This is a genomic window from Pseudomonas sp. (assembly GCF_049645325.1).
GTDB lineage: Bacteria > Pseudomonadota > Gammaproteobacteria > Pseudomonadales > Pseudomonadaceae > Aquipseudomonas.
In genome coordinates this window covers 1-4,610 of sequence record NZ_JBARTQ010000048.1, presented here as the reverse complement: position 1 = coordinate 4,610, position 4,610 = coordinate 1, and the positions used below count along the sequence as shown (strand labels likewise).

The 4,610-nt window shown below is 61.3% G+C and carries 3 protein-coding genes; 1 reads left to right on the top strand and 2 read right to left on the bottom strand.

Translation table 11 applies throughout. From position 1 onward, the window contains the following. Positions 1-85: 85 nt before the first annotated feature. Together WBB95_RS02145 and desA are read right to left on the bottom strand one after the other, a co-directional pair. Complete coding sequence (locus tag WBB95_RS02145; RefSeq protein WP_424486083.1) at positions 86-1,087, bottom strand: GGDEF domain-containing protein; 1,002 nt, start codon at positions 1,085-1,087, stop codon at positions 86-88. Positions 1,088-1,287: 200 nt separating this feature from the next. Next, positions 1,288-2,472 (bottom strand): delta-9 fatty acid desaturase DesA, encoded by a 1,185-nt coding sequence (gene desA, locus WBB95_RS02140; RefSeq protein ID WP_424486082.1) that lies wholly within the window; start codon positions 2,470-2,472, stop codon positions 1,288-1,290. Positions 2,473-2,638: 166 nt separating this feature from the next. On the opposite strand from desA, the gene dibA reads away from it, so the two are divergent. Beyond that, on the top strand, positions 2,639-4,552 hold the full coding sequence (gene dibA / locus WBB95_RS02135; RefSeq protein ID WP_424486081.1) for a phosphodiesterase DibA: 1,914 nt from the start codon (positions 2,639-2,641) through the stop codon (positions 4,550-4,552). Positions 4,553-4,610 lie beyond the last annotated feature (58 nt).

Below are 4,610 nucleotides of genomic sequence, written 5' to 3'. Positions count from 1 at the left end.
ATCATGTGTTGGCTATTACGCCGCCTTCGCGAGCAAGCCCGCTCCCACAGTTGACCTCAGTCGCTGCAGCTATTGGTGATCGGCTTCAGTCCGCAACCACGCGGTTCTTGCCCAGGCGCTTGGCCTCGTACATGGCGGCATCGGCCCGGGCGAACAGGTTGTCCAGGGTTGAATCTTCCTCGCGCAGGCTGGCCAGGCCCTGGCTGACGGTCACGGTAAAATCCCGGCCTTCGTAGCTGAAGTTCAACGCCTGGATTTCCTTGCCCAGCCGCTCGGCGACCTGCAACGCCATCGCCGGCGCGCAACCGGGCAGTACGGCGGCAAACTCTTCGCCGCCAATGCGCCCGAACAGGTCGCCACGGCGTAATACGGTTCGACCGCTCTCGGCAATGCGCCGCAACACCTGATCACCCTCCAGGTGGCCGTAGGTGTCGTTGACGTCCTTGAAGTCATCGATGTCCAGCAACAGGAACGCCAGCGGCGCGCCTTGGGCACAGGCGCTGTCGAACGCCTGGTTGGCGCATTCGAAAAAGTGCCGGCGGTTGCTGCTCTGGGTCAGTACGTCGGTGGTCGCCAGGCGGTGCAGCTCCAGTTCCATCTGCTTCTTTTCAGTGATGTCTTCGGCCATGCCGACCACGATCACCGGTTCACCGGGCTCGACCTGCTGGTTGATGTAGCACTTGTCACTCAGCCAGCGGATCTGCCCGTCGGCGGTGATGATGCGGTACTCGCGGTCTTCCACAGCGCCCTGTTCCAGCACGCGGGCGAGGCTGTGTTCGGCGTAGTCGAGGTCTTCGGGGTGAATGCTGTTGCGCCATTCGCGGTGGTCGGCGAGCAGTAAAGCTGCCGGACGGCCGAACACTCGCTCATAGGCCGGGCTCACGTAGAGCACGCGGCGCGTTTCCCAGTCGATGGCCCACAGCACGGCATTCACGCTCACCAGCAGCGAGCTCAGCAGTTGCTCGCGCTCACTCAGCCGCTCGACTTCACCTTGGGCATGCACCAGCGCCAACAGGGTGGCCGCCGCCGCCGGGCGGGGATGCTCGGCAGTGGGGGCTTCGGTTACGTAGGGCTTTTCGTGAACCATCGGCACAACTCTCTCTGGGCGCGCCGCAGGATGGAACAGCGGTCACTACAAGGGCCACCATGATGGCGAAGTGTTCATTGAGAGAGGCGATTTGCGGTGAAGTTCCGTGAACGGGACGACTAAGAAATGACGTCAGAAAGCAGTGGCAAGCCAAATGACGGGGCAAGCCCTCTCTTCACGAGAGGGCTGTGAACAGCCGGTCAGACAGCTGCAGGACGCAGCGAATAGGTCTTCAACTGGTGGGCAAAATCGCGCAGGGACTGAATGCCGCTGGCCTCGGCTTCATGCACCCATTCCTTGATCGCCGCCAGCATGTCGTGGCCGTTGGAACTGGTCTTGAGCCAGATCTGCTGCAATGCCAGACGCTTCTCGTAGATCACTTTCAGGGCCTGGCTGTGTTCCAGCAGGCTCTGGATGCGAACGTGATGACGGTCATCCAGCAGGCTGGTTTCCCGCGACAGCAGGCGCTTGGCGCGGTGGAACTGGTGGCGCACCGAATGATCGACCTTCTCCAGCTCCTGCTTGACCAGTGGGCCAATGACCAACTTGCGGTACTGGGCCATGATCTGGAAGCGGTTGTTGAGGATCGCCATGGCGGTGTCCATGTCCAGGTGGCCCTTGCCCTCCACGCGGTGCGCGATAGGTGCTACGCGCTGCACCTTGGCCAGGCGCAGGAAGCTGAACACTTTGATCCACGCCCAGCCCAGGTCGAATTCCCATTTCTTCACCGACAATTTGGCGGAGTTGGGGTAGGTATGGTGATTGTTGTGCAGTTCTTCGCCGCCAACAATGATGCCCCACGGCACCAGGTTGGTCGCCGCATCGCGGCATTCGAAGTTGCGATAGCCCACCGCATGGCCCAGGCCATTGATCACGCCGGCGGCCCAGAACGGAATCCACATCATCTGGATCGCCCAGATGGTGATGCCGATGGTGCCGAACAGCATCAGGTCGATAACGCCCATGATCGCCACGCCCAGCAGCGGGTAGGGCGTGTAGATTTTGCGTTCGATCCAGTCATCCGGGCAGTTCTTGCCGTAGATGCGCAGCGTCTCGGGGTTTTCGGCCTCGGCGCGGTACAGCTCGGCGCCTTTGCGCAGCACAGTGGACAAACCCTTGATGACCGGGCTGTGCGGGTCATCGACGGTTTCGCACTTGGCGTGGTGTTTGCGGTGGATGGCGGTCCACTCGCGGGTGTTCTGCGCCGTGGTCAGCCACAGCCAGAAGCGGAAGAAGTGTTTCAGGCCGGCATTGAGCTCCAGGGAGCGATGGGCTGAATAACGGTGCAGATAGACGGTGACCCCAACAATGGTCACGTGGGTCATCAACAGCGTGACTGCCACCAGTTGCCAGGCTGACAGGTCAAGAAAACCGTTGTACCACATAGGCTGTATGGCCCTCAGATAAAGAAAAAAACAGCTCACGCATTATCACTAAGCCTACAAAGAAAACCAGCCGCCCTTTCAGATAGGAGTGACTGGATGTTTCTTATTCTATAATCCGCAGCCTTTGTAGGGCGATTTTGTTTTTTGGGTAAGGATTGCTGACCATATGCTGTTTTCATACCGAGGTGCCCTGCGTGCGGGGCTGGTATACCTGCTGGTTTCCATTGCCTGGCTCCAGCTCAGTCACTCCCTATTGATCAACTTTCTCGATGAGCCGAGGGACCTGGAGCGCTGGCTGCAAGTGCGCGGCTACGTCTGGGTGGCCATCAGTGCCGTGGCGATTTACCTGATGTGCGCCCGTTTTGCCCGCACCCACCAACTGCAGCAACCCTTGAAGGAAAACCGCGAGCGCCTGCAACAGGCCGCCGCCGTGTTCGACTGCACCCGCGAAGGCGTATTGGTCACCGACGCCAAGGGCCTGATCGTGCACGTCAACCGGGCCTTCATGGAGATCACCGGCTACAGCCGCGAAGATGTGATGGGCGAGCGGCCTAGCCTGTTCAAATCGGGGCGCCATTCGTCGAATTTTTACCAGCAGATGTTCCAGACCCTTGAGCGCACCGGCGAATGGAGCGGTGAAATCTGGAACCGGCGTAAAAGCGGCGAAATTTATCCACAGTGGCAAACCATCCGCGTGATTCACGATGACCATGGCCAGGTCAGCCATTATGTGGCGGTGTTTTCCGATATCAGCGCCATCAAGGATTCGGAGCACGAACTGGCGCACCTCGCCCACCACGACCCGCTGACCGACCTGCCCAACCGCCTGCTGTTCACCGACCGCGCCGAGCAGGCGCTGGCCTCGGCACAAGTGCACAAGCGCGGGTGCGCCTTGCTGCTGCTGGACCTGGACCACTTCAAGATCATCAACGACAGCCTGGGCCACAACGTCGGCGACCAGTTGCTCAAGACCGTCGGCGAGCGCCTCAAGGGCCTGTTCGGCCCCGGCGTGACCCTGGCGCGCCTGGGCGGGGACGAGTTCGCCGTGCTGGCGGAAAGTTGTCCACAGGTGGTGCAGGCAGCCGCCCTGGCCCAACGCGTGCTTGATGCCATGAAGCAGCCGTTTATCTTCGACGGCCATCAGCTGTTTATCAGCGCCAGTATCGGCATCAGCCTGTTTCCCAGCGATGCGCTGAGCGCCGAGCAACTGTTGCGCAACGCCGATTCCGCGCTGTTCAAGGCCAAGAGCGCCGGCCGCGAAGGGTATGCGCTGTACACCGAAGAGCTGACCGCCCACGCCCAACACCGTGTGGAAATCGCCGGCGAATTGCGTCGCGCCCTCGACCAGCAGGAGCTGCGCGTCTATTACCAGCCGGTGCACGACCTGCAAGGCAGTCGCCTGATCGGCGTCGAAGCCCTGGTGCGCTGGCAACACCCGGAGCGCGGCCTGGTGCCGCCGGGCGAATTTATCCCGATCGCCGAGCGCACCGGGCTGATTGCCGACATCGACGCCTGGGTCATGAATCAGGCCTGCCGGCAAATGTGCCAATGGCTGGCCGAGGGCGCGCCGCTGAATTTTATTGCGGTGAATGTCTCCAGCCGGCTGTTTGCCCGGCGGGAGTTGTATGAGCAAGTCGCCCACGTGCTGCATACCACCGGCCTTGATCCGGCGTTTCTGGAGCTGGAAGTCACGGAAAGTGCGGTGATGGATGACCCCGAAGTCGCCCTTGAGCAACTGCACCGCCTGCGCGAACTGGGCCTGCGCCTGGCCATCGACGACTTCGGCACCGGTTACTCTTCATTGCTGCGCCTTAAACGCCTGCCGGTGCAGAAGCTCAAGATCGACCAGGGCTTTGTCGCCGGCTTGCCCTGGGATGAAGACGACGCCGCGATTGTGCGCGTGGTGATCGCCCTGGCGAAAAGCATGGGCATGCAGGTGCACGCCGAAGGCATCGAGCAAGTCGAGCAGGCGCGGTTCCTGTTGGAGCAGGAATGCGACATGGGCCAGGGGTATTGGTTTGGGCGGCCGATGCCGGCGGGGGAGATTGATTGGGCGCGGGCGCCCGTCATCCGGACTTGAAATGCAGTCAAAATGTGGGAGCGGGCTTGCTCGCGAAAGCGGTCTGTCAGTCACAGAT